This window comes from Shewanella sp. NKUCC06_TVS, from assembly GCF_019345515.1.
Classification (GTDB): domain Bacteria; phylum Pseudomonadota; class Gammaproteobacteria; order Enterobacterales; family Shewanellaceae; genus Shewanella; species Shewanella oncorhynchi.
This window is the reverse complement of sequence record NZ_JAHKQX010000024.1, coordinates 45,367-66,893: the sequence shown is the minus strand read 5'-3', so window position 1 is coordinate 66,893 and position 21,527 is coordinate 45,367. Positions and strand designations below refer to the sequence as shown.

Annotated in this window: 21 protein-coding genes and 1 pseudogene; 16 read left to right on the top strand and 6 right to left on the bottom strand. The window is 44.0% G+C overall.

What is annotated here, in order from left to right:
- The coding region (locus KO531_RS20915) for a hypothetical protein (RefSeq protein WP_219252146.1) at nucleotides 1-504 on the bottom strand (504 nt) is incomplete at its 3' end.
- A gap of 167 nt (nucleotides 505-671) precedes the next feature.
- Between KO531_RS20915 and KO531_RS20910 the strand changes: the two genes are divergently transcribed.
- A complete protein-coding gene (locus KO531_RS20910; protein ID WP_219252145.1) occupies nucleotides 672-899 on the top strand; it encodes a helix-turn-helix transcriptional regulator in 228 nt (75 codons plus the stop codon).
- A 14-nt stretch (nucleotides 900-913) separates the two neighbouring features.
- On the opposite strand, the gene KO531_RS20905 is transcribed toward KO531_RS20910, so the two are convergent.
- From KO531_RS20905 to modA, 4 genes are all read right to left on the bottom strand, one after another.
- Nucleotides 914-2,230, bottom strand: coding sequence for a site-specific integrase (locus tag KO531_RS20905; RefSeq protein ID WP_219252144.1), 1,317 nt, complete (start codon nucleotides 2,228-2,230; stop codon nucleotides 914-916).
- 236 nt (nucleotides 2,231-2,466) lie between these two features.
- Nucleotides 2,467-3,552, bottom strand: a complete 1,086-nt coding sequence (modC, locus tag KO531_RS20900; RefSeq protein ID WP_173246847.1) for a molybdenum ABC transporter ATP-binding protein ModC — start codon at nucleotides 3,550-3,552, stop codon at nucleotides 2,467-2,469.
- Nucleotides 3,546-4,259 carry a molybdate ABC transporter permease subunit gene (gene modB, locus KO531_RS20895; protein WP_107402628.1) on the bottom strand — a complete coding sequence of 238 codons (714 nt, stop codon included), beginning with the start codon at nucleotides 4,257-4,259 and terminating at the stop codon, nucleotides 3,546-3,548. The genes modC and modB overlap by 7 nt, the downstream gene beginning before the upstream one ends.
- Nucleotides 4,255-5,046 carry a molybdate ABC transporter substrate-binding protein gene (gene modA, locus KO531_RS20890; RefSeq protein WP_173246845.1) on the bottom strand — a complete coding sequence of 264 codons (792 nt, stop codon included), beginning with the start codon at nucleotides 5,044-5,046 and terminating at the stop codon, nucleotides 4,255-4,257. Before modA ends, modB begins: the two co-directional genes overlap by 5 nt.
- Before the next feature lie 205 nt (nucleotides 5,047-5,251).
- Here modA and KO531_RS20885 point away from each other — a divergent pair, with 205 nt between their 5' ends.
- The 3 genes and pseudogenes from KO531_RS20885 (at nucleotide 5,252) to KO531_RS20875 (ending at nucleotide 8,449) form a co-directional block, all read left to right on the top strand.
- Nucleotides 5,252-6,031 (top strand): TOBE domain-containing protein, encoded by a 780-nt coding sequence (locus KO531_RS20885; RefSeq protein WP_173246843.1) that lies wholly within the window; start codon nucleotides 5,252-5,254, stop codon nucleotides 6,029-6,031.
- Between the two features lie 295 nt (nucleotides 6,032-6,326).
- Nucleotides 6,327-6,569 (top strand): annotated as a pseudogene (locus KO531_RS20880) (IS4 family transposase); the annotation flags it as partial.
- A gap of 1,235 nt (nucleotides 6,570-7,804) precedes the next feature.
- Nucleotides 7,805-8,449, top strand: a complete 645-nt coding sequence (locus KO531_RS20875; RefSeq protein ID WP_131525039.1) for a two component system response regulator — start codon at nucleotides 7,805-7,807, stop codon at nucleotides 8,447-8,449.
- A gap of 54 nt (nucleotides 8,450-8,503) precedes the next feature.
- On the opposite strand, the gene KO531_RS20870 is transcribed toward KO531_RS20875, so the two are convergent.
- Nucleotides 8,504-11,278 (bottom strand): two component system sensor kinase, encoded by a 2,775-nt coding sequence (locus KO531_RS20870; protein WP_131525040.1) that lies wholly within the window; start codon nucleotides 11,276-11,278, stop codon nucleotides 8,504-8,506.
- A gap of 254 nt (nucleotides 11,279-11,532) precedes the next feature.
- Between KO531_RS20870 and KO531_RS20865 the strand changes: the two genes are divergently transcribed.
- The 12 genes from KO531_RS20865 to KO531_RS20810 all read left to right on the top strand — a co-directional run bounded on the left by KO531_RS20865 (nucleotide 11,533) and on the right by KO531_RS20810 (nucleotide 21,396).
- Entirely contained in the window at nucleotides 11,533-11,922 is a 390-nt protein-coding gene (locus tag KO531_RS20865) for a hypothetical protein (protein ID WP_251069031.1), read from the top strand.
- Nucleotides 11,919-13,394 carry an EscC/YscC/HrcC family type III secretion system outer membrane ring protein gene (locus tag KO531_RS20860; RefSeq protein WP_131525041.1) on the top strand — a complete coding sequence of 492 codons (1,476 nt, stop codon included), beginning with the start codon at nucleotides 11,919-11,921 and terminating at the stop codon, nucleotides 13,392-13,394. The genes KO531_RS20865 and KO531_RS20860 overlap by 4 nt, the downstream gene beginning before the upstream one ends.
- Before the next feature lies 1 nt (nucleotide 13,395).
- Entirely contained in the window at nucleotides 13,396-14,601 is a 1,206-nt protein-coding gene (gene sctD, locus KO531_RS20855) for a type III secretion system inner membrane ring subunit SctD (protein ID WP_219252143.1), read from the top strand.
- An 8-nt stretch (nucleotides 14,602-14,609) separates the two neighbouring features.
- Complete coding sequence (locus KO531_RS20850) at nucleotides 14,610-14,801, top strand: hypothetical protein (protein ID WP_219252142.1); 192 nt, start codon at nucleotides 14,610-14,612, stop codon at nucleotides 14,799-14,801.
- A 104-nt stretch (nucleotides 14,802-14,905) separates the two neighbouring features.
- A complete protein-coding gene (locus tag KO531_RS20845) occupies nucleotides 14,906-15,274 on the top strand; it encodes a hypothetical protein (RefSeq protein ID WP_131525044.1) in 369 nt (122 codons plus the stop codon).
- A gap of 47 nt (nucleotides 15,275-15,321) precedes the next feature.
- Nucleotides 15,322-15,897, top strand: a complete 576-nt coding sequence (locus tag KO531_RS20840; RefSeq protein ID WP_006081435.1) for a secretion protein EspA — start codon at nucleotides 15,322-15,324, stop codon at nucleotides 15,895-15,897.
- Nucleotides 15,898-15,934: 37 nt separating this feature from the next.
- Nucleotides 15,935-16,735 (top strand): secretion protein EspA, encoded by an 801-nt coding sequence (locus KO531_RS20835; RefSeq protein ID WP_219252141.1) that lies wholly within the window; start codon nucleotides 15,935-15,937, stop codon nucleotides 16,733-16,735.
- A gap of 10 nt (nucleotides 16,736-16,745) precedes the next feature.
- Entirely contained in the window at nucleotides 16,746-17,216 is a 471-nt protein-coding gene (locus tag KO531_RS20830; protein WP_028759293.1) for a SycD/LcrH family type III secretion system chaperone, read from the top strand.
- Nucleotides 17,206-18,660, top strand: coding sequence for a type III secretion system translocon protein (locus KO531_RS20825; protein WP_131525046.1), 1,455 nt, complete (start codon nucleotides 17,206-17,208; stop codon nucleotides 18,658-18,660). Before KO531_RS20830 ends, KO531_RS20825 begins: the two co-directional genes overlap by 11 nt.
- Before the next feature lie 12 nt (nucleotides 18,661-18,672).
- Nucleotides 18,673-19,275: a pathogenicity island effector protein gene (locus tag KO531_RS20820; protein WP_028759295.1), complete on the top strand. Its 603-nt coding sequence runs from the start codon at nucleotides 18,673-18,675 to the stop codon at nucleotides 19,273-19,275.
- A 63-nt stretch (nucleotides 19,276-19,338) separates the two neighbouring features.
- Nucleotides 19,339-19,722, top strand: coding sequence for a secretion protein (locus KO531_RS20815; protein ID WP_173246826.1), 384 nt, complete (start codon nucleotides 19,339-19,341; stop codon nucleotides 19,720-19,722).
- A gap of 48 nt (nucleotides 19,723-19,770) precedes the next feature.
- A complete protein-coding gene (locus KO531_RS20810) occupies nucleotides 19,771-21,396 on the top strand; it encodes a hypothetical protein (protein WP_219252140.1) in 1,626 nt (541 codons plus the stop codon).
- The last annotated feature ends 131 nt before the right edge of the window (nucleotides 21,397-21,527 follow it).

Here is a 21,527-nt window from a genome sequence, read left to right as displayed (position 1 = left end):
GAGTGCATTCATGTTAACCACATTCTGCCCCTTTATTTGCTCCTTTTTAGGCCTTGAGGTATGTGCAGGACTTTTTGCTGAAGCAAAATAGCCCAACTTGTCAGCTTGTCTTAGGTCAAATTCAGCAAACACCTTTTGCCAGCCTTTACTTAAATCATCATAGGACTTCACGGTAGGTTTAGTGGCCGTAGACGGCTTAGCTTCAATCGATGGCTTCGCTACTTGTTTTGGTGTAACAGGGGCGGTGGCTACAGGGGGTGCCGTTGCGGCTTGAGTTGCTACGGGCTTGATGTAGGTAATGATACCCACATCGTTCAGCTTGGCTTTTAGTGCGTTAGCTTCACTTTCGCTCAGAGCTTTCTTAATGCATATCGGGTTACCCGAGAACAACAGATGTGCTTTTTCCTCGGGGACTTTTAGAAACTTTGCCAGTGCCTGACTCAGCTTATGGCGGTCTTTTCCTTCTGCTATCTCACCTTTAAAAATGACGTTGTAGGAGTTCATTACCTTTCCTTGTGATACGTGAAGAGCAATCGGCTTTGCTAGACATGCAGAACTCAGGTTTGCTCAAGGACTTAAATGAGGACTATATGCATTAAATGCGGATTATAATCCGTGGTTAGTTGGTAAGCAAATTCCCATAGTGGTTGCCTTGTGACGAAGGAGACACTATGAAAACATTAGCGACTGAATTTGGTCATGCGATGCGTAAAATGAGAAAGCACAAAGGCTTATCTCAAGATGAATTGGCGTTACGTGCAGAGATTGACCGCAGTTATATCGGCCGTATAGAACGAGCGGAGGCGAACATCACGCTCGATATGTTGTACAAGATTGCTGAGGTGCTCGACTGTGAGCCACATGAGTTGCTGCCGAGTCGAACATCACTAAAAGGTTAGGCATTGTCTAAGGCTTAAATACAGCCACGCTGTTTGTAGCTGACTTGCCACTCTTTAAACAGCTCAGTCAATCTCGCTTCATTTTGCTTAACGCCAGACGTTCTTTTGGTTTTTACTTTGGACTTGGCTTTGCCTAGGTCAACACCCGACAGTTCTTTACTGTACATTTTCGGCGTCACGTGGCTGTAGTGCTGTTCAATCATGGCAATGCTAGTGCCACATTGTTTAGCCAATACCTCCATGCTGACGTTACCTGATATCAGTTGCCAAGTAATGTAGGTATGGCGCAATGAGTAAAGTGTTCTAACGCCATGGGGGGATGACTTTAAACCTGCCGCTTTTATCGCTTTATCAAAGGCTTTACCGAGTTCATTGGTTTCACTTCCGTCGACTAAGCGAAACAGCTTGTCAGAAGGCTTTCTGTTTGGGAAACGCTCTCGTAACTCTTGAACGCTGGAGAAAATTTCATCACGGCAAACCACTTCTCGGACGCCCGTGTGTTTGACTGTTTTCCCCTTGGTCACAGTGATATAGAAGATAATATTGTGCTCATTGGTATCGATGTGGATGTCACCCCATGTCAGGCTTTCCATTTCTGTTCCTGGTCGAATACCTGTGTTCACCGCAAACTCCATATAGTCCATCAGTAGCTCACGAATTTGGCGGGTTTTCTCTTTACGGCTGTTTTGCTCAAGCTGATATACAGCATCGAATGCTTTGTCGTATTCCTCTGGTGAAAAATGCGCGCGACGTTGTGATTCAACCCCTTTGGTAGATAGTGAGGGGACTTGTGCTGCTAGCATCCACTTACAATCTACGGCTTCCTTAAACACTAATTGCAGGGCTGCGTTGTGGTTCAGCAACGTTGATTTTGCGGGTTTCCGGCCAAGTAGCTTTTCACGCCATTCATCAAAATCACGCAGCTTTTCATTATTAATCGAAGTGATGTAAGTGCGATCGAAAAAGGGGATATGGTACTTGCGAAGCACCTGAATGTAGGTCGTAAACTTGTGATTTTTGTCTTTGTCTTTGTCTTTGTCTTTGTCTTTGCCCTTCTCCTTTTTGATAATATCTGCCATGGTATTAATGGCTTTTTCAGCCACATCACGAAAGCGCTTGGAACTCACCAGTTGATTACGGTCTGCCATAAATTGGTATTCGATTTGAAGCCGATACGCCATACCAATGGCTTTCTCTTTTTCTTTCTGCTTGGTGGCTTTAGAGTGCCACTTACCTGCAACTTTGATGCGGGCATACCAACGCTCGCTGTTATCTTGTTTATAGACGTATAATTCGTCTGAAATGTCATGCCGTTCGACTTGTTTGCTCATGGTCTGATTCTGATGCTATTTTGCAAAGAATTTGCAAAGTTTGTATTTGTGTCGTAACTATATGAAAAGTAATAGCGATATTACAAGCGTTATATTCAAAATCCCCCGCCCTTAAAAGCGTGCCAGTTCGAGTCTGGCCACTGGTACCAAATCCTTCAGATGAAGGAACTAAAACCGACCTAGAGTCGGTTTTTTTGTGCCTGAAATTTGGTTTTCGAACGGTGCTCTAGGTTGAGCTAGTGGGATTCAGCGATATCCATTTGCGTCATAGTCACGCCTTTGATTTGTGCATAAATCGCTTTGCCATGAGTGAGTTGCAGTTCGTCGCAGGCCCAAGGGGTGATGTTGGCCCAAAGTTCATCACGGCCTAGGGCGATTTTTAATTGGATTTGCTCGCCGTTATCACTGGGGTATAACTCTTTAATTTCTCCCTTTAGCAGGTTGCGGATACTTGAGCCTTTGGGGATCTCAGTGCAAACCGAGACATGATTTGCCTGAATACGCACTTTGAGTTTCTTTGCCGTCTCAGCTAGGTAGCCATTTACCCACAAATAGTTTCCATCATCCATCACGAGTCGAGTCATGGGGTAGTCGGGATGTCTGTCGGCGACCTTTGCACTGAGGAGTGAGCTGAGTTCCTGCAATGGCACCCAAGGGCGCATTTGCTCGCTATTCCACACTTCACTTAAGGCCCCTTGGGCGATCAATTTCCCCTGATGCAGCACCAGCATATAATCCGCCAGTTGTAAGATCTCATCTAGGCTGTGGCTCACATACACTATCGGCAGTTTTAGTTCCTGCGATAAGGTTTGCAAGTAGGGCAGTAACTCGCGTTTACGGGGTAAATCGAGTGATGCCAGCGGCTCATCCATTAGCAGCATGTCAGGTGATGTCAGCAGGGCACGGCCAATGGCAACCCGTTGTTTTTCTCCGCCCGATAGCGTGCTGGGATAGCGATTGAGCAGTTTTTCAATTCCCAGTAACTGCACAATTCTATCGAACAAGACTGGGTTAGCTTTACGCACACCATAGTTGAGATTGCCCTTCACGCTATAGTGCGGGAACAGCCGTGCTTCTTGAAATACATAGCCAATTTGGCGCTTCTCTGGGGGAAGGTTCACTTTGCCTTGTTGATAAAGCAGTTTGTCGTCGAGGCGGATTTCACCGCTATCTGGGGTCGAAAGCCCGCCAAGTAGGTTCACGAGCGAGGTCTTACCCGCACCCGAGCGGCCAAAAACGGCTGTCACGCCTTGCAATGGCAATTGGGTATCGACTTTCAGTTGCAGTTGTCCGAGTCGTTTTTCAATATTGATTGTTAACATACGCTTGCTGTCCTCTGCAGGGCTTTTTTACTCAGCCATTGGGAGGCGAGTAAAGATGCTAGTGCGATCACTATTGAGATAATGCACAGACGCATGGCCTGATATTCGGCTCCCGGAGTTTCAATAAAAGAGTACATAGCGAGCGGAATTGTACGGGTTTCACCTGGAATATTAGAAACGAAGGTAATGGTCGAGCCAAATTCCCCTAGGCTGCGAGCAAAGGCGATAATCATGCCTGACACTATCCCCGGAGAGGTGAGCGGCAGTGTGATGGTGAGAAATACCCGCCATCGACTGCTACCTAAAGTGCGTGCGGCCTGCTCGAGTCGAATATCAACTGTTTCAAAGGATTGGCGTATGGCTCTGACCATAAGCGGAAATGACACAATCGCCGCCGCGAGGGCCGCACCGCGCCAACTAAAGCTAAAACTGATGCCAAACCAATTAAATAACCACTGGCCGATAAAACCTTGGCGGCCCATGCTGATCAGCAAGAGGTAACCCACTACCACGGGCGGTAACACCAGTGGTAGATGGAGCACACTGTCAAATATAGCCTTGCCAGGAAACTCGACTCTGGCCAGCACCCAAGCGCACAAAATACCCAAGGGTAAACTGGCGATAACGGCAACGGATGACACCTTTAAGCTGAGCAGCAGTGCGGCAATTTCATAGTCGCTTAGTAGAGAACCACTCAGCACCCTAATTCACTCCAAAGCCATACTTCTCAAACACATTTTTTGCGCTTGGGCCCTGCAGATACTCATTGAACGCTTTGGCGCTTGCGGTCGATTCTTGTTTGACTAAGGCGACAGGGTATTCAATTGGGCTGTAACTCGTTTCTGGGAAGGTGCCAACGATTTTGATCTTTTGAGCGACTTTCGCATCGGTTGAATACACTATGCCAAGCGGCGCTTCACCCTGTTCAACCAAAGCGAGGGCGGCACGGACATTGTTAGCACGGGCGAGTAAGGGCTCAGCGGCTTGCCACTGCTTGAGGTTTTCGAGGGCTTGCTTGGCATATTGTCCAGCGGGTACATGATCTGGATCGCCAACAGCCATACGACTGCCTTTTAATGCGGTTTTAATATCCCAATCGCCATTGAGCACGACTTCTGTGATGGGACTATTTTTCTCGGCAATCAAGACTAAGGTATTTTTTAACAAGGTTTTTCGGCTGTTAACATCGACCGCTTTAGCATCGACCAGATAATCCATCCACTTTTGATTCGCCGAGACAAACAGATCGGCGGGCGCACCATTGGCCACTTGTTTTGCCAGTGTTGAAGAAGAGGCGAAGGAGAATATCACCTTAGTATTGTGTTCTTTTTCATATTGCTGGCCGATTTCGTTAAGTGCATTGGTGAGCGATGCCGCTGCAAAAACAGTCACTTGCTCATTGTCTGCCGCAAAAATAGGGCTAGATGTCAGTACCATTGTGAATAATGAAGCCGTGGTAAAACGCAGTAATTGCTTAAGGTGAATGGATTTCATTGTGTTCCTCCGTGATAAAAAGTGATCGTTATATACCAACCTATATATCGATCATTCAAGCCCTAAGCAATCAATTAGTGATCTGTGTGCGGTTTCTTGCGGATTAATGGTATTCATCCGCTGAAATATCTCGGCAATCTTATTGGTATCCTCAAGACGATGAAGGACAATAGGACTCAAGTCAGACTTGGGTGCTGGATAGACGATGGATTTACATGCATTACTTACGCTTTCCCTCGGGGATAAGCCCTTCGCCAATCCTAGGCGGATAAGCCTGCTTGAGCAGGTTGCCAACACTGGCTCGATCAGCCAAGGCGCCAAGCTTGCGGGGATCAGTTATAAAGCGGCGTGGGACGCGATCAATGAAATGAACACCGCCATGCCCGAACCCGTAGTGTGTAGCGAAAAGGGCGGCAAAGGCGGTGGCGGCGCTAAACTCACCGAATTTGGCGAACGGTTGCTTAAGGTGTATTCCATCACCTCCCAAGTACAAGAAATGGCCTTGGCCGCCTTGCTCGATGAGTCCGTCGATATGCACAGTTTATTGGATGTGATGGCGCATTTCTCCCTCAACACTAGCGCCCGCAATCAGTTAACGGGGCGTATCAATAGCATTGATTCATTTGGATTAAATGACAAAATCAGCGTGACCTTATCGGGCGGACAACAGATTCAGATTTCAGTGACTCATTCGAGCTGCGAGCGCTTGCAGTTAGCCCTGGATAAATCCGTGTTGTTACTGTTTAAAGCCCCCGCAGTACTGGCGACGACTCATGCCTGTGAAGTGGATGGGCAAAATTGCCTAAGCGGTCGTTTGCTGAGCGTGACTGAACTTGGCGATAAGGCCGAATTAGCCATAGATATTGATGGCAAAGACATCATCTATTCAGTGATGCCACTCACCCAAATGCAGAGTTTGGCTGTCGGCGAATCATGTTTCGCCTGTTTTGATGCCACGCAGGTGATCCTCGCCAGCATGAATTAGTCGAATTGAATAATTAATTCGATTAATCATTGGGTTATTCACTGGGGATGGCCAGTAACTTGGCGTTATTGTTGTCGAATGGGATCGTTCGTTTCTGTATTTAAATCAATAGTTGACCCAAAGGGGGAGCAACAGCAATCCTTTCTTGGATCTCCTTTGCCAAACAACGTCCATGTTTAACTGTCAGTTCACCATCTCAGGCTCTCGTTCGTAACACTGCTACACAGCACGGTCGCTTATCTATTCATCAACACTGATAGCTTCACTAACTTAACTCATTTAGGACGGCACATCGATAGCCTTGTTGGTGTAACAGGCATTTTTGTGCGTAGGGTTATACGGAGAAATGCAGTAATTACAGCGGCACTTCCAAGCAAACACGGTGAAGAAACTGAATGTGTTATCGACAGTCAGGATGGGCAAAGAGCTGTTACGGCGACGGCATGACTATTCCATATCAGCAGATGACGCGCTTTGTGCTGCGAAGAAACAGGCCGAACTCTCATTAATTCATGGCTGTTGGGTTATGAATTATTAGGGTATCCTACAGTGCTCTGCTTATATACCCTCTTTCGCGATTAACAGTGTATTAAAATGTAAGCTCTGGCTGTTCGGCTACTACACGTTTTTGCGAAGTTTTATTGATACAGTAGATTGCCTTGCTAAATCTTCAAGTGTTAATCATTGTGCTAGCAATGACTCTTGAGTTTCTTTAATTTTGGCCGTTTCCCCTACATCCTTTAATATTTTTCAGTTACTTAGGGTTTTAGTGTGGTAGCGATTTTTAGTTATAGTATTAGCTTGGAGCATTTTTATCTCCTCAAGTTAAATAATTTGGCATCAAAATATTACCTCAGAAAAAGAGTTATAAAGGTTTAAAGTTAAAGGTGAAAGCGTATCTATGATGAGTGTCATGATTCTATAAATACATCACTAAAACACTTTTCCTAAAACAGTAACTTGCTTTAACTCTTAGATGAGTTGAGTAAAAATTGACCAGCTTGAAAGGTGTTAGAGTAATTAGACTGTACATGATAGATTAAAAAATTAATTTAATAATGGTTAATGGTTAATGGTTAATGGTTAATGGTTAATGTGTAATGGTTAATGGTTAATGGTTAATGTGTAATGTTAATAGGGTTAATAGTTAGCTATTATATAACTCTCTTGGCTTTAATTGTTTATTTTATATCCAGGGTAAATGTTAATAGTCTTATTGTAAATAATTTCTGATTAATGTGAGAGTGAAGAGCTATAAATAATGGGTAAGTCTGAACTTAGATAATTAACTACTAAAATATGCCTAAACGACTGGCCATACATTATAAATTTTATCAAATAGCAACTATTCTTTATTTTGGTTAAATGATTTGTTGTTGAGTAACCCGATATCATTTTTTGCAAAAGCTTCTCTACCAACTATACTAAAGCCCAACCAGTAAAAATGTCGGCCATTACCATCAAGTGTTTTGTATCCGTTAAGGTACACATGTCCATATATAGAATAAGCTATCAATCCTTTAGTAGCATCATTCCTTAAAGTTATGAAGGAAAACTGAGTTACCTGAGAGAGAAAAACTAATCCTGTTGCTATTCAATTTTTATTTTTATACATTAAACTTGCACCATGATTACTATTTTTGTATAACTATTTTAACTGATTAATTCATTATTTCTTAAATATTAAACGGGTTTTAATGCTGTTAAATCATTTTTTCATCGATGGTTTTAAAAACTTTTTATGATTTTGAGTATTAGAGTCTAGGGACGTATATGGCATTTAGTCATGGAAAAGTGATCAATATTTTAGTGGTCGATGATCATTCGTTGATTTTTGATGGATTACGGGGCTGTTTAGCCCCTTATCCTGAACTTAATCTGATTGGCTCGGTTGAAGATGGGCTTGCGGTATACGAGAAATGCCTCAAACTCAGGCCAGATCTGGTCTTTATGGATCTTAAATTACCCGGAATGGGTGGATTGGACGTGATCCGTCAGCTCAGACAACGTTGGCCAGAGATGATGATTATTATGTTAACGGCGACGATTGAGGAAAAAAGTGCACGGGAAGCGCTTGATGTAGGCGCCAATGGCTATGTATTAAAAAATAGCCCTAAGAGCACACTATTAGCGGCAATTAAGTGTGTGAGTAAGGGTAAAAATTTTATCGATCCTAGTTTAGATGAGCAGCAAATAGCCGCTTTGAGTGGAGTGGTCGATGGGGATATCCCTTTGCTGACCCCCCGCGAGCAACAAGTGCTAAAACTGATCTGTGAGGGGCGCCGCAACCGTGATATTGCTGAAGATTTAGTGATTGGTTTAAAAACGGTAGAGACTCACAGAATGAATTTAATGCGCAAACTTAATGCGCATAATGTCGCCGAGTTAATGCATTGGGTGCAAAGACTCGGATTATAAAGATGGATGTGGCGCAAGCACAGTTTGTGCCGTGCTTGCACTTTTAGTCTAAGATCAACTTTCAGCGTCTAATGCGTGAATTAAATTATCGAGTGCGCTAAATTCTGCTAGGCTCAAACATTCTTTCGTTTCGAGTGCTACCTCTAAATCTGCCGCTTCATTTGCAATGTTTTTTTTACCTGCTAAGCCAGCGCTACCTTTGATGGTATGCAGTACATCACTCAATTCTTTCCAAGCTTGATTCTCTATATGTAACTTGGCCTGATGTGCCATATCTGCCAGATGCACGGCGAGTCTATGATTAAGATCTGTATGCGAAAAATCAATCATAGGCGCATCGATTTCATTGTTTATCACGAGCTGCATATCACGATCTAACTGCATATCAGCCGCGGCTTCGAGTGCATGGTTAAGTTGCTTCAATGACACTGGTTTGGTGATATAACTATTCATACCCGCGGATTCTATTGTGTCATGCTCTTTAGGATTGGCGTTGGCAGTGAGTGCAAAAATTGGGCAATCACCATCGAGAATATCTTCACTATTGCGCCATCGTTGCGTTGTTTGATAACCGTCGAGTCCTGGCATGCGAATATCCATAAGGACAAGATCGAAGATATGTCGAGTACCTTTTTCTAACGCGGCTTCACCACTGCTAACGGCAATGACTTGTTGTCCTAATTCAAGCAACATTTTACCTATGATATCGCGATTAGTTTCGACATCGTCGACTAAGAGGATCTTTAATCGCCAAGGGAGAAGTGTTGGGGTATGTTGACGTTGCTTATGTGGCAGGTTGTGGCGAATTTCAAAGAGCCTCTGCCATAAACGAGCCGGCAAGTGAGCCAGTTCAGGAGATGCTAATGCCGGATTATCCCCTTCAATGGGGCAAGCTCCCCAGAGTGTGAGTTGTGGATGTAAGGCTAAAGGAGCGACAATCACCGTATTAGGCAAACATAAGGGCGCAGTTGGATCAACTAAGGGTAAATCGAGAATAAAGGTACTACCTTCGCCCAAAGTGCTAAACATTGTGAGTTTGCCTTTCATTTTGCTGGCGAGTTTCGCTGAGATAGGTAAACCAAGCCCTGTGCCCGATTTATGATGGCAAGTTTGTGCAAAAGGTTCAAAAATACGCTGCTGATCTTGAATAGCAACCCCTCCCCCCGTGTCTTCCACACTAAAATACAGATGCTGCTTAACCACTTCGATACGTAATAAAATCTGGCCAGCTTCGGTAAATTTAGCCGAATTACCGAGCAAGTTAACCAGAATTTGCCTGACTCGCAGAGGATCCAGTAGTGCTTTCTCGGCGACATTAGCATTGACTAAGCATTTTAGGGTGATGGGTTTATTCACGATCCGAGATTGGATGGTGATCATTGCATCATCAGCCAACTTCAAAATGGGGTAAGACTGTAAGTTCATTTCAATTTGGTCGGCTTCTATACGGGAAAAATCCAACAAATTATTGATAATGGCGAGTAAAGAATTGGCACAATTATATGCGGTATCACGCAAATCCATTTGCTTAGGTGTCAGTTGGGTATTACGTAGTAATTCGAGCGACCCAGTAATACCATTCAATGGAGTTCGAATTTCGTGGCTGATAGTTGTTAGATGCTCGGTTTTACGTTCATTGGCCTTTTCTGCTTCTTGCTTAGCCAAGGCTAATTCATTGGTACGAAGGGTGACTTTTTGCTCTAACTCGTCATAGCTTTCTTTTACTGTATCGAGTAGATGATTATAGGCTTTCGCAATTTGTCCCAGCTCGTCATTACGATCCTGTGGTAGTCGGTGTTCGAAGGTCGACTGACTGGCATTATTGATGATATTTACGAAGTTTCTCATAGGTTTGCTAAGGTTAATCTTTAATATATTCAGTAGGATAGTTGCTGTCAAAACTAAGACCAACAGAGCGCATGGCAGTTCTTTAAAAAAAGGTATTAACGCCATATCTTTAAGATAGACATCTGAAATTAACGTGATGTGCTGCCAGCCTGGCCCATGAATATGCTCTTTTATGACATAGTAATCGCCTAATGGGTGTGCGGTGTTCTTAGCATGTGGGTGGTCATGACTAAATTCATCTTTGAGTTTAACGAGTATCGACGGAGTTAAGGTTAAGGTAGATTTAGAAAATAACTCCCCCTTTGGTGTCATGAAAAAGCTGATGTCCCCAGGTCCTAAGGCATTATTTAGTGACATTGCTGACGCTAAATTGATACTAAAACCGACTTGCGGGGCTAGTGGATCCTGTGGGTCACTCGAGTAACTGAAACTTAAGTGGTAGTCCTCAGAATTCTTGTCCTTGAGCGGTGTTCCCCAACGATAACCTGTAGTCGACGCTTGTACTGAGAGCTGTTTTATCTCGCGTAGACGAATTTGAAAATATTCATCATTGGCATCGGATGCTGCATAAATCGTAATACCTTCGTTAGGTTTCAAGATGAAAGTATCTAAATATCTGTGTTGTCCAGCACTGCCAAATGTTTGCGCGACCCACATGGTCAAAGTATCGTCATGGCTTTTCGCTTGGAATGGAAAATAATGAGACACAATTTCCTGGTCATTCACTTTGTCTATTGAAGCGAACTGTTTGAGCTGTTTATCGAGCTGGCGCACATCATAACTGGCATCGGTGAAAAGTGTATTACTCACCTCGGCCCGTAATCCGCTGAGCTCACTAAAGGCAACTAAGGAGCGTTCGAGTGTATGGCTGAACGTGTTGTTATAGGATAGATATTCCATCATCAGCCATAGAGCTACGAGCACTGACATAAAGGAGACAGTGAGCTTAGTAACTAAGGAAAACTTCCATTGGATCTTCATCTATGTTCTCTGCTCATCTTATTTCGGCCTTTGTCAGTTAAAAATACGCTATTCATCTTGTTCTTGCATGAACTTCGAAATCCATTCGAACCATTTTCTCATCTTAACCACATTAACGGCCAGTGCTATCAGGTGAATAACTGAGGCTTGGTATTTTTCATCTACCTACCTTAAGTAGTTAAGGTGTTCACCTGATGGGCGCTAGGCTTAGACACTTACATACTGATCCCATGAAAGTGAAACAGGGTGTGAAAATGCTGACGAGATTGATTGAAAGTGGCTTCTTGGCTAGCCAAAACGTCGAAGGAAACACGACTTGGACCTTAGCCGAAAGACAAGCCCTCGTTCTCGAAACTGACACCTCTGTATCTATTGCAATAGTGCTAGCGATTTCGACCGATATTGCTGTGGATTGGCTAACACAAGCAACGCTCGCATTAGCCGCTAGTGATCACGCCTTAGATTGTGGCCTTCAGCTTAGAGGTGAACTCTGGTTGTTATGGCGTTATTACGATGAAATTCAAGATGATGAAGCTTTATCTCAAGGGATTGTCATGCAACTTGCTATAGCGAGGTTTCTCGAAAAGAGCCTGCTTACACCTGTTGATAGCAATCGAGCTTCACTTATCGGGAGGACAGTATGAAAAAACTACTCAGTCTACTGTTACTTTGTCAGATTGGCCTAGTTCAGGCTGCACCACTGACAAACATTAAATGGCAAGGTGAACCCTTTGTAATGATCAGTCGAGGCACTGCGCTAGCCTCCGTCATCCAAGACTTTGCCAATAATTACGGCGTACCAGTCATTGTCAGTAACAAGGTCAACGACAACTATATCGGCCAAATCCAAGAACAAGATCCTAAATCCGTTATTCAAGATCTGACCCGTCGCTATGGCTTAGTTTGGTACTACAACAACGAAGTCTTATATGTTTACAAAGCCAGTGAAATTAATAGTGAAGTGCTACCGTTAACTAGCTTATCCGCGACTAAGGTCGACCATTACCTGCGCAGTGCAGGAGTGTTAGATAAGGGGGTCTGTAACATTAAATCTATGGCAGGGATCAGTGGCTTACAAGTCACTGGTGTACCCGAATGCATTAACAGTGTCACCAAACTTACGGCACAACTTGATGCCAATGCTAAACAAACCACAGAAAACCAAGAAACGGTTAAAGTCTATCCACTGAAATACGCATCTGCCACAGACTCTATTTATGAATATCGTAGCCAACCTGTGAGTATTCCAGGATTAGTCACGGTGCTAAAAGAAATGGATCAAGGTACACAAGTCGCCAATGCAGTGGCGGGTTCTGTGAGTAATATTAGCGGTCCAGTCTTTGCCGCTGATCCTCGTCAAAACGCCATCATAGTCCGTGGAAGTGCCCGTGATATGGCCACTTATGGCTCTTTGATAAGACAACTCGATACTAAGCCCACCATGATTGAAGTGTCTGTATCGATATTCGATGTGGATGCCTCTGACTTTAAACAGTTGGGCATAGATTGGTCGGCGTCAGCCAAATTAGGGGGTGGTTCAGTCAGTTTCAACAGTGGTGATAGCAGTGACAATTTTTCCACTGTCATAGGCAATACTGGCAACTTCATGATGCGCCTCAATGCACTAGAGAAGAACTCTAAGGCCAAAGTGCTCTCACGTCCCTCTGTGGTTACGTTAAACAATGTGCAAGCAGTACTCGATAAAAACGTGACATTTTACACTAAGTTGGAAGGGGATAAAGTCGCTAAATTAGAGTCAGTGACCACTGGTTCTCTATTACGAGTCACACCAAGATTGATTGATGAAGTAGGTCATCAGGCTGTGATGTTGGATCTCAATATTCAGGATGGTCAACAGAGCCAAGCAGTGAGCCGTAGTGAACCATTACCACAAGTGCAAAACTCCGAGATCTCGACTCAGGCGACGCTGAAATCGGGGGAGAGTCTGTTACTCGGCGGCTTCGTACAAGATAGAGATGAAACGACCCAGAACAAGATCCCGTTACTAGGCGATCTACCATTACTGGGCGGTTTGTTTAGAAGCACAGATCACCACACTCAAAGCGTGATGCGTCTGTTCCTGATCAAAGCGGAACCCGTTAACCAAGGAGATTGATATGTCTTCAGGATACAAGCTCTTATGGTTAAACGGTCCATTGCAAGGACGAGAGCTATCTTTGCCTCTTGGTAGCTTAAGCATCGGACCCGATGGTGATGTGTTAGCCACACTTGAACACGTAGAACAAGTGGATTTATTGATCGATGAAGCGGGGGTTCGGCTGCAGTCTTGGGTACCGACTTGGATAGCTGGACAGCCTATAAGCGAAGTCAATATGTTGCCATTGGGGCAAGTTATTGAACTCGCTGGTGTGGGTATCCTCTTAGGCCATTGCATCGATGAATTACAGCAACAGGCAATACCATCACATTTTCAAACAAAGGCAAAGAAGTCGTGGTGGTTACTGGCGATAGTTTCAATGCTCTCTATGGTGCTATTAGCGACAGTGTTATTAGCTCCTGCAAAGATGCCTATCGCCGAGTTGACACAAGCACAATGGTTATCGCAGCAGCTGCAGACCGACGGTTTAAACGGAGTTCAAGCCCATTGGTCAAAAGATGGCGTGGTGACACTGAGCGGCTTTTGCCAAGATTCACAACGTATGGCGCAGTTTCTCGGTGATATCAAAGGACAAGGTATTTTATTTATAGAGCAGACCACTTGTGGCGATCAGTTGATACGTAATGTCAAAGATGTCTTAGTCCAAAATGGATTTGCCAATGCCCTTGTGACCTTAGGTAGTGAGCCCAGCAATGTCATTATCTCAGGCGCCATTCAGTCAGGGGAGCGCTGGGATAAAGCGGTGTCTAGCTTGAATAACTTGCCCGGACTTGTTAATTGGCAAGTTAGCAATCAGGTTGACAGTCAGCTCAAACCGTTAATCTCCGCATTGCGAAACAAAAATTTACTGGTTGGTCTCATGATAGAGCGGATCAATGATGCCATCGTCATGACAGGTAAAGTCAGTGAACAACAACAGCAACAGATTATGACTGTTGCGCAAGGATTAGAACCAACGCATGCCAATGGATTGAAGTTAGTATTTCAAAATATTCCAGTACAAAACGAACTTAATCATTTATTAAATGCTTCTGTGGTGACCTATGGTGGTAATGCTCAGTCTCCATTCATAGAGTTATCGAGTGGTGTTCGGTTATCAACGGGTAGCAAATTAGATAATGGTTATGTCGTGGAGTATATGAACATTCATGGATTAGATCTCAGTAGAGCCGGTGAGTTAATTCATGTACCACTTATTTTTTAGGAGGCATTATGTCAAGAATTACACAGCTTGAGGATGATATTAAATCACATAATTACAAACAGGAGGCTTACCATAATAGACTAGCTAAAATGCGCAGTAATATCTTATCTGGTAATAGTGGAATAATTCCATTGTTAGATGAAGCTATCAATGCGGCAGAAATAGTTATAGACACACTTTTTTCACGTTATAAAAAATAGCTTTAAATTTTAATCTAGTGGTTTGACCAGTTTTGTTTTATTCCCATCGTTTTTAGGTATCTTCAATACATAATAGTATTAATATATAAGTCAAGGGGTTAGTTATGGATATGTTCAGTGATATAAAATCAGTTATGCAAGATCTTCAGCAACGTAAAGCAGCACTTGGAGAACATATTAAAGAATTTCAAGCGCTACAAGAAGAAATAAATCTTCTAGTTGAACGTTCTGATAGGGATCCTGAAGCATTAGCTAAGCTGATTAAGTTAAAGAATGCATTCCCTGGTGGATTTGAATCACAGCAAAATACTGTTATGAATAAAGTCAGTGAATTGGAACATCATTTCAAAAGTCTCGAAACACAATTTAATTTGTTAGGTAAAATAGAATCTGGTGAGGTTGATAATGATATTGACTCAACTTCTAAAGAAAAGGTGATTGACAAGGTTAAAAAAGTTAGAAGTTATATGTAAGTTCAATAAAAATCATGCTTAATTTAAATAATTAATGAGGTGTTATTATGGATATTTCAAATGTAGGTAATCAAGGCACTAGCATTATTAACTCTCAACAACCTGAAAGTGTCAAAAATCAAATTGCTTCACGCGGTGATTCAGTACTCTCAGGGGGAATTGCAGTCTTATATATGTTTATGAATCTGCTTTCTGAATTAGCCGATGCCAAATACAGTCAAATGCAGCAAAAAGCTGATGTTTCTCGTCAAGCGCAAGATATGGCAAATCAGGTTGATGAGGTCATTGCAAACGTCTCCAAAGATGGTGATAAAGCCGTAGGTAAACTTCCTGATGATGTCGTGAAATACATGCATGACAATGGTTTCACCATAGATGGTATGACCATCGATAAGTACCTAGCCAAGAATGACCCCGACGGTAAAGGGTTAGATAAAGGTAAGTTACAAGCGGTGAAAGCGGCGTTGGAATCTGTATCTAACCGTGCCTCTGACTTCGTTTCACAATCTCAGCTACAGCTGCAAAAAATTATGCAGACTTACAACGTTACCGTCAGTTTATTAAACAGTATGCAAACCATGCTAGCGGAGATGAACAAGTCGATTGCACAAAACATTCGTTAATTTAGTGCGATATCGTTTTTTGTTGGAGGTCATCATTGTGGAAATTACAAATGTAGCAACTCAAGGTACCAGTATTACCAACAGTCAAGCGTCGGATGAGGTGAAAGCTCAGATAGCGTCTCGCGGAGATTCAGTGCTCTCTGGAGGTATTGCAGTACTGTATATGTTTATGAATTTGTTGTCAGAACTGGCCGATGCTAAGTATGGCCAAATGCAGCAAAAGGCCGATGTGTCGCGCCAAGCTCAAGACATGGCGAATCGCGTCGATGAGGCGATAGCTCAAGTCGCGAAGCAAGGGGATAAAGCCACGGTAAATCTGCCTGCTGATGTCGTTAAGTATATGAGTGACAATGGCTTTGACGTTGATGGCATGAGTATCTCTGCTTATCTCAGTCACAATGATCCCTCCGCTGTTTATTTGAAAAAGTTACTAGACAAAATTGCCGCAGCTGGACCAGAAGGAATGCAATCGGCGAGTTGGCAAGATGTGATCAGTTATATGGATGAACACGGCATCAAGGTCGATGGTCAGCGTTGTTGTGATTATATCTGGGGTCTTCCCGAAGTCGGACAGCAATCATGGCAAAGCATCAGTAAGGTACATATGCAACAGATTGCCAATGCCCTTGGCGCTGCTGGAGGTCTAGATAAAGGTAAGTTGCAAGCGGTGAAATCGGCTTTGGAATCGGTCTCAAATCGTGCCTCTGACTTTGTCTCCCAGTCACAATTGCAACTGCAGAAAATTATGCAGACCTATAACGTGACCGTCAGTTTACTCAATAGCATGCAGACCATGTTGGCCGAGATGAATAAATCCATCGCCCAAAATGTCCGTTAGGGAGTCAGTTATGAAACAGGAAGAATTTGAAGTAATTGAACACTTTCTGCAACGGGGAGGCTCACTGCGTATGTTGGCTGACGTCGAGCAAAGTGACTTGAATGTGTTGTACCAATACGCGTTGCAGTTAATGGCTTGCCGTGATCAACAGGGGGCGAAGCGGATCTTTTACCTCTTAATGCGCATAGACCAATGGAATTACGACTACTGCTTTTCTCTAGGAATATGCTGCCAGCAGTTACACGAACATGAAGAGGCCATTTTCTGTTTGGGCCGGGCAGGGATGATCAAAGTCGATAATCCGTTACCCGCTTATCATGCTGGTTTGAGTTACTTGGCGTTAGGTAACCATGATTATGCCCAGAGAAGCTTTAACGCCAGTCTACGTTGGTGTGAAGGCCACCCCGAGAGCACAGGGATTGCCGCCAGTGCACAGCGCGGGCTAGCCACACTCGCGAAGGAGAATTCCCATGTCAATTAATAGTGTGACAGAAAGAGGCCCTGAGAATGTGTCGGCCAATTATGCTAGCGCCCAGGCGCATGCTATTAGCAAAGCAAGTTTGCCAGACTGGTCCATGCCTGTGACGCTCACTCAAACTGAGCATAAAGATCAGCATCAAGGTCCAGTCACAATGAAAGATGCACAAAGGGCATTGCAGCGTATTTTAACGCCCTTTTTTACCCCAGATCCTAAGACGGGCACTGTTGGTGGATTGGGATCATTGAATTCATTAGAAAAAGCGTCCATGGATTCCATGGTCATGATGGCTGCGAATCTCAGTATTTCGACCTTCGCAGACACAGCAAGCTCGGCCATGAAAGCTAGCAAGATAATGACCGATACTCAAGAGTTCCTGCGCGATAAAAAGGTGAAGGAATATCAAGAGCAACTGGCAAAAGCTATCGAGCAAGCTGATAAGGCCCATAAGGGTGGAATTTTCGGAGCCATTTTCGACTGGATTGTCGGAGCGGTTGAGGCCATTTACGGTGTAATTAAGTTGGTCGAAGGCGCCTTACGCTGTGCGGTTGGTGATGTTGCGGGGGGCGCATTAGAAATTGCCGGAGGTGCTGCCTATCTCGCTGCAGGGGTTGCTGGCATGGTTAAAGCCGCGGCAGAAACCGCCATCTTATGTGGGGCAGATAAAGATAAATGCCAGAGCGTAATTGATGTGGCAGGCAAAGTGCAATTAGGTTGCGAAATAGTGGGCATGGCACTGGATATCTTCCAAGCAGGGCGGGCAATTTCAGCGACACGTTCAATTGCCAAAGGTACAGAAACGGCGATGAAGGAAGCGGCTCCTAAACTCGTTGATGGTATTACTAAAGGTTCTACCGAAGCGGTCACTAATGTCGCGAAAGAAGTTGGTAAGCAAGTTGCCGAACAAGTTACTGACCAAGTTATGGCTAACTTAGGCAAGGGTTTAAAAGAAGCCGCTGAACAGGGGGGACGTAAACTTGCCAGCGGTCTGATGGATGCCTTCAGTAAAGAGGCGATTGAGCAACTCGTGACTCGATCTGTCGAAGAAGTCGGCAAACAGGCTATTAAGAAAGGCGTCCAGGTCACTGCCGAGGAAATCACTAAGCAAGTGGTGAAAGAGGTTAGCCATGAAGTGATTAAAACGGCAATCAAGGCATGTACTTTTACGACCTTAGATGTGATCCGTGCGACCGCTGGTGCAGGAAAAGCGATTACCGATGGCAGCATAGCCGTTGAGAAAGCCAAACTGCAAAAGCAAATTGAAGAACTGATTTTAAAACAGAATTTCTTAGAGTTTTGCTACGAGTGGTACGACAAAGCTAAAGAACAGCAAATGAAAACTGTAAAAGATCTGATTGAAAAACAAGGCGACAGCTTAGACGGTGCCAGTAAGGCGATCAGTCAGAGTGGCGCACTACAAGCTCGTATTGCAGGTTCAACAGTATAAGTGAGGTTTACCATGACAGATATCAACATTATTTCGGGCCAAGGCCACACTCCAGCGCCCGTTAACACAGACAAGACTGATCAACTGAATGACAACTGTGCCAGTGACGGTATGGATGCTATCTCGCAAATTAATGATCTTATGCTGAAATTGGCCGAGATGTTTAAAAAATTACGCAACGTATTACAGGACTACAACGTTAAGCAGCAACAACTCGGTTGGGACGTACAAATTGCCTCTATGGACGATAAACGTTCCGCCATTGATAAGGCCTGCGAAGCGAGTATCTGGACTGGTGTATTAGAGATCGCCGGAGGCGTGATAGGTATGGCAGGGGTTGGGTTATCAGGCAAGTTTGGCGATGCTGCGACTCACATGAGTGGGGCGTTTAGCAAAGGGATTGAAGGCACAGGCAAAGTGGTCGGTGCCAATATAAGCAAAGAGGCTGAGCTAGAGCGTACTATTGGTGATTTTAAGGCGAGTAACGCCCAGAGCTATATCAAGGGTGTTAATGATCTGAATGATAAAGCAAAGCAAATTTCAGAGCAGATGCGCTCCTTGATCAAAGAGCTCGTCGAATTGCATGGCCGCATTAGCTCGGCAGTACATAACTAGCAGTGCTTCTATTCAACATCATTAAGTGTTAGGTCGAACTGGCTTAACACTAAGGAGATCAATATGGATAGTGTAAGTCAATATCTTGCCCGTCAAGGGGTGACAGTCAGTCCTGCTTATTTTGAAAACAGCCAGTTTGAATGGGGAAAATGTTGGGATAGTCCCCATTGGTCGATGGTGTATCGCGTCGACGAAAACACACTGACCATTTGTGACTTTTGCAGTAAAGGCAATACCTCGGGGGTCAGCAGTGCGGTTTTACAGTTAGTGGAACAATTACGTGATTTAAGGCGAAGTCTGCCGGATATTCAGCAGATCCGCGGCATGGTAATCCATGATGCAGGTAGGCCTGCACAACGTCTCGCTCGTCAGGCACTGAGAGAGGTATTGCTCAAACAAGGCGCCAAGGAAGTTAATCAGAATGGCGAGACTTGGTTGGTGTACTAGGGCAAACAAAAGCCGTTCATGAGCATGGTCAATTAAGAGGTAAAGATTATGACTGTCGAAGTCGCATTAGGTAGGCAACATACCTATCACTTTAACGAGAGCCGCTTAGAGCGGGTTCTCACCGCCAACACTTTAGATGAAGCGGGGAAAATGGGCTTACTGGACAAAATTCTTGATTGGTTTCGTGGTGGCGTGAAACTCGAAGCGATACAAGCTCTATATCAGCAAGTAACCCAGCCTGGCGTGCTCACTCCTTCCCAAGTGGCACAAAGGTTTTGTGCATTACGTAATTTAGCGGTCGATCAACATCAAACCAAATTTAAATTAGCTCTAGGCGACAATGGTGAGCAATGGCGTATGTTGCTAAGTATTGGTGGCCGTACAATTTATCAAACGGATAACCGCGATATAGACACACATTTCTATCAAGTTGCCGCAGTGAAAACCACAATAACGGCCAGTGATGACTTACGAAAAATGGCCTCTTCACTCACGCTGGAAAAGTATATTGAAGGCAATATTCAATGTATGTCTGACAATCAAGTTGTACAACAAGCCTTGCGAAATAGCTTGACAGATCCTCGCTTTAGCAGTGAAAAGTTTACTGGAATTCTCCCTAATGATAGCGAAGCTGCGATCTTTGTCGCTCAATTTGGCGATCTTCAGTGGACCTTTTCTAATCGCGCTGAAACAAATGGTGAATTTCGCGGCGGTTTACTTAAAAATGCTTTATCTTCAAGTGATTATAAAAATATTGGCGACTTGGTGGCTAAAGGTTTTATGAGCTGTGAGGATAATTTTCTGCGTTATGCCGTCACACCATCTCGTTACGAATTACTTAATTACGTTACTGCTCATGGCATGGAGGATGAAGGGCTAATACGAGTGCTATATCAGGCCAAAGTCGGTAATACCAATTTAGGGGCTCTTTATGGTTTACCCGCCCCCAAAGATGCACCGCAACTAGACAATTTCGATGATTTTGTTTTATGCGATGAGGATATTAATCTTGGCGAATCCCAAGCGGATGTTTATGCAGATGAAGCTACATTCTACCAAGGTATAGGGCAGCACCAAACCACCACCACAGGTGATAACTGTTATAAATTACTTCAGTTGGATATCAATGAAGGCCTGCATTATCTCGCGACTAAAGCTAACCCGTATAAATTTCACGGAGGCATGCAGAACGCGTTCGACTACCTTGTTGGACGCAACTCAGGTGCGATTGCATTACGTAATTGTATAACATGCGCTAAGGCTATCGATGTCAATATGGGACTCATGTTGGCTCGACAAAATGATAGCGTCGTTCCGCTCAAGTTTTGGGAAGCGATAGACACGAGAGCAGGTGTTATCAGTCAAGTTACGGCTCAGAGCCAAACGATAGGGTTATCGCCTGAACAGTCTGTCTCATCATTACTATTTAGCGCCTTGCCTCAAGGAAAGCGGGCCATAGTCACTGTCCCTGTCAGTGGGGGGAAAGATTCCCATGCCATGAATTTTTTTCACTTCGATTCGGGTAAATGTTTTTTGGTCGATGGACAAAATGGTAAAAGCTATGATCTTCAGCACCCTGAGGATCGCACCGCGTTAGATAGCCAATATAATGCTCAGGGCCGAGACCTAGCACCTATCACACTCCATACCACAGGAGACTTGCCGAAATTTTAAGTAGATAAGGCATTCAATCGGATAGTTTACGATTTTCTCGTTATTCAGATACAGGATAGCAATCCGATTTAAGACACTTATTCGTGAACATTTACCTAGCCAAAAACGAATGAGCATCATCTTTTTTTCAT

Bases quoted from the DNA above. Each gene is read 5' to 3' on its own strand.
- KO531_RS20860 (WP_131525041.1), top strand. From the start codon at position 11,919: ATGAAAAAACTACTCAGTCTACTGTTACTTTGTCAGATTGGCCTAGTT.
- modA (WP_173246845.1), bottom strand. From the start codon at position 5,046: ATGAAATCCATTCACCTTAAGCAATTACTGCGTTTTACCACGGCTTCA.
- KO531_RS20875 (WP_131525039.1), top strand. From the start codon at position 7,805: ATGGCATTTAGTCATGGAAAAGTGATCAATATTTTAGTGGTCGATGAT.
- sctD (WP_219252143.1), top strand. From the start codon at position 13,396: ATGTCTTCAGGATACAAGCTCTTATGGTTAAACGGTCCATTGCAAGGA.
- KO531_RS20850 (WP_219252142.1), top strand. From the start codon at position 14,610: ATGTCAAGAATTACACAGCTTGAGGATGATATTAAATCACATAATTAC.
- KO531_RS20845 (WP_131525044.1), top strand. From the start codon at position 14,906: ATGGATATGTTCAGTGATATAAAATCAGTTATGCAAGATCTTCAGCAA.
- KO531_RS20810 (WP_219252140.1), top strand. From the start codon at position 19,771: ATGACTGTCGAAGTCGCATTAGGTAGGCAACATACCTATCACTTTAAC.
- KO531_RS20865 (WP_251069031.1), top strand. From the start codon at position 11,533: ATGCTGACGAGATTGATTGAAAGTGGCTTCTTGGCTAGCCAAAACGTC.
- KO531_RS20820 (WP_028759295.1), top strand. From the start codon at position 18,673: ATGACAGATATCAACATTATTTCGGGCCAAGGCCACACTCCAGCGCCC.
- KO531_RS20815 (WP_173246826.1), top strand. From the start codon at position 19,339: ATGGATAGTGTAAGTCAATATCTTGCCCGTCAAGGGGTGACAGTCAGT.
- KO531_RS20870 (WP_131525040.1), bottom strand. From the start codon at position 11,278: ATGAAGATCCAATGGAAGTTTTCCTTAGTTACTAAGCTCACTGTCTCC.
- KO531_RS20825 (WP_131525046.1), top strand. From the start codon at position 17,206: ATGTCAATTAATAGTGTGACAGAAAGAGGCCCTGAGAATGTGTCGGCC.
- KO531_RS20905 (WP_219252144.1), bottom strand. From the start codon at position 2,230: ATGAGCAAACAAGTCGAACGGCATGACATTTCAGACGAATTATACGTC.
- modC (WP_173246847.1), bottom strand. From the start codon at position 3,552: ATGTTAACAATCAATATTGAAAAACGACTCGGACAACTGCAACTGAAA.
- KO531_RS20885 (WP_173246843.1), top strand. From the start codon at position 5,252: ATGGATTTACATGCATTACTTACGCTTTCCCTCGGGGATAAGCCCTTC.
- KO531_RS20840 (WP_006081435.1), top strand. From the start codon at position 15,322: ATGGATATTTCAAATGTAGGTAATCAAGGCACTAGCATTATTAACTCT.
- KO531_RS20830 (WP_028759293.1), top strand. From the start codon at position 16,746: ATGAAACAGGAAGAATTTGAAGTAATTGAACACTTTCTGCAACGGGGA.
- KO531_RS20910 (WP_219252145.1), top strand. From the start codon at position 672: ATGAAAACATTAGCGACTGAATTTGGTCATGCGATGCGTAAAATGAGA.